Origin of the sequence: Actinosynnema sp. NPDC023658 (assembly GCF_040639995.1) — a bacterium.
Classification (GTDB): Bacteria; Actinomycetota; Actinomycetes; order Mycobacteriales; family Pseudonocardiaceae; genus Actinosynnema.
On the sequence record NZ_JBFAAX010000836.1, the window covers coordinates 1 to 2,445 of the forward strand.

At 73.9% G+C, this 2,445-nt stretch carries 2 protein-coding genes and 1 pseudogene; 2 read left to right on the plus strand and 1 reads right to left on the minus strand.

Going from position 1 to position 2,445, the window contains the following annotated elements; all coding sequences use genetic code 11:
- A partial coding sequence (locus AB0G02_RS35370) for a hypothetical protein (RefSeq protein ID WP_360803356.1) occupies nucleotides 1-204 on the plus strand: 204 nt, incomplete at its 5' end.
- Nucleotides 205-238: 34 nt separating this feature from the next.
- On the opposite strand, the gene AB0G02_RS35375 is transcribed toward AB0G02_RS35370, so the two are convergent.
- Nucleotides 239-1,738, minus strand: a complete 1,500-nt coding sequence (locus AB0G02_RS35375) for an amidase family protein (RefSeq protein WP_360803359.1) — start codon at nucleotides 1,736-1,738, stop codon at nucleotides 239-241.
- 259 nt (nucleotides 1,739-1,997) lie between these two features.
- On the opposite strand from AB0G02_RS35375, the pseudogene AB0G02_RS35380 reads away from it, so the two are divergent.
- Nucleotides 1,998-2,445 (plus strand): annotated as a pseudogene (locus AB0G02_RS35380) (N-acetylglutaminylglutamine amidotransferase); the annotation flags it as partial.

The window sequence follows — 2,445 nt, forward strand, 5'->3', positions numbered from 1 at the left end:
GATCGTGTGGCGTGGGTCTCCGGCTGGCGGGTAAACGCTGCCATGACCGAATCCGACGAACGACCCCTGAACCCCGATCCACCCCGCTCCCCCGGCACGCCGGAGCTGAGGGAACCGTCCCTGGAGGTGCCGGCGGTCTCCCGCGACGCGCCCACCACGCAGGACGTCACCGAGGAGGCCGGTTCGGTCGAACCACCGGACTGAGCGCCGGGGGCCGGGTAGGTGCCGCAGCAGGGCGTTACGGCAGCGTGGGCAGGTAGGTGGGCGCGCGCCGCACGGGCGCGGCCCGTTCGAACGCCGCCGCGAACCGCAGGACCGCGGCGTCCGCCCCGTGGCCGGCCATGAACGACACGCCGATCGGCAGCGGACCGGCGAAGCCCGCCGGGACCGTGGCGTTCGGGTAACCGGAGACCGCCGCGGGCGTGGAGGAGCCCAGCCCGACGGGGTCGCCCGCGTAGTCGGTCCGCCACGCCGGGGCGTTGGTCGGGGCCATGATCACGTCGAGGCGGTGGACCTCCATCACCTCGTCGATGGACCGGCGGGCCAGGTCGGTCGCGGTGCGGCGCTGGTCGAGGTAGGTGGGGTCGGTGATCGACGGCGCCTTCTCGGCCTCGAAGAACAGGTCCTGACCGAACCGGCTCAGCTCGACCGGGTCCGCCTCGTTGAACTCGATCAGCGCCCGCAACGTCCGCGGCACGCCCGTCCGCGTCGCGAGGTACGCCTCCAGGTCGTGCCTGAACTCGGTGAGCAGCGCCCGCAGCCCGGCCGTCGCGATCAGGTCCTGGTACGGCAGGTCGACCTCGACGACCGTGACGCCGCCGCGCCGCAGGACATCCACCGCCGACTCCACCACCCGGTCCGCCTCGGCGTCGTGCCCCGCCCGGCGCCAGACGCCCACCCGTGCGCCGCGCAGCGCGTCGGGCGTGAGCGCGGCGGCGTAGTCGACCCCGCGCCCTTCCAGGACCGACATCAGGATCGCGGCGTCCACGACGTGCCGCGCCACGGGGCCCGCCGTGTCCTGCCGGGTCGAGATGGGCACGATGCCGGCGCCGCTGACCCGGCCGTGCGTGGGCTTGAAGCCGACGACGCCGCTCTGGCTCGCCGGGCACACGATCGACCCGTTGGTCTCGGTGCCCACCGCGACCTGCGCCAACGACGCCGCGACCGCCGCGCCCGACCCCGACGAGGAGCCGCACGGGTTGCGGTCGAGCACGTGGGGGTTGTTGGTCTGCCCGCCGGCGCCCGACCAGCCGGAGGTGGACCAGGCGGAGCGGAAGTTGCCCCACTCCGACATGTTCGTCTTGCCGAGCACGACGGCCCCCGCCGCGCGCAGGCGGACGACCAGTTCGGCGTCCTCCGCCGGCGGCACGCCCAGCGCCCGCGACCCCGCCGTGGTGCCCAGCCCCCGCGTGTCGATGTTGTCCTTGAGCAGCACCGGGATGCCGTCCAACGGCCCGAGGGCCCGACCCAGCGCCCGCCGCCGGTCGCTCTCGGCGGCCTGGGCCGGCGCCTCCGGGTTCACCAGCAGGACCGACCGCACCTGCCGGTCCACCGCGGCGATGCGCTCCAGGTAGGCGCGGGTCAGCTCGACCGAGGTCAGCGCGCCGGCGTCCATCCGCTCGACCAGCTCGGGGATCGTGACCGCGTCCAGGTCGAGGTCCGGGCGCGGGCCGGCCTCACCGTGGGCGGGCGGTGCGCCGACGAGGAGCTGCGGCGGCGCGGCGGGCGCGGTGGACATGGCGTACATGCCAAGCCGGCGGGCGGTCCACGTCAACCCGCCGGTCGTTACATCTGTGTTTCGACGGGCCCGGGACGGGGAATGCTCGCCCTCCGCACGCGTGAAACCCCAGGACGGCCGGTGACCCCGGTCATACCACGCGGCCCGGGATGACGAACCTCACCCAGCCACCGGTCGGGCTTGACCGCTCTTGATCGGGGTACACGGATGCCACCCCACGGGGCATGACCCCCACCAACCGAGCCATCCGAGGTGAACCATGTGCGGAATCGCCGGTGAGGTCGTGACCGGCCAGGTCGATCGCCCGGACCCCGACGCCGTGGCCCGCATGACGGCGGCCATGCGGTCGCGCGGACCGGACGGCGAGGGGCACTGGTCGGCGGGGCGGGTCGCCCTCGGCCACCGCAGGCTCTCGATCATCGACCTCTCCGACACCGGCTCCCAGCCGATGGTCGACCCGGACCTCGGGCTGGCCGTCGCGTTCAACGGGTGCGTCTACAACTACCGGGAACTGCGCGCGGAGCTGTCGGACCGGTACCGCTTCACGTCCACCAGCGACACCGAGGTCGTGCTGAAGGCCTACGACCGCTGGGGCGACCGGTTCGTCGAGCACCTGGTCGGCATGTTCGCCATCGCCCTGGTCGACCAGCGGCGCGACCGCGTGCTGCTGGTCCGCGACCGGCTGGGCATCAAGCCGCTGTACGTCG

Bases quoted from the DNA above. Each gene is read 5' to 3' on its own strand.
- AB0G02_RS35375 (WP_360803359.1), bottom strand. From the start codon at position 1,738: ATGTCCACCGCGCCCGCCGCGCCGCCGCAGCTCCTCGTCGGCGCACCG.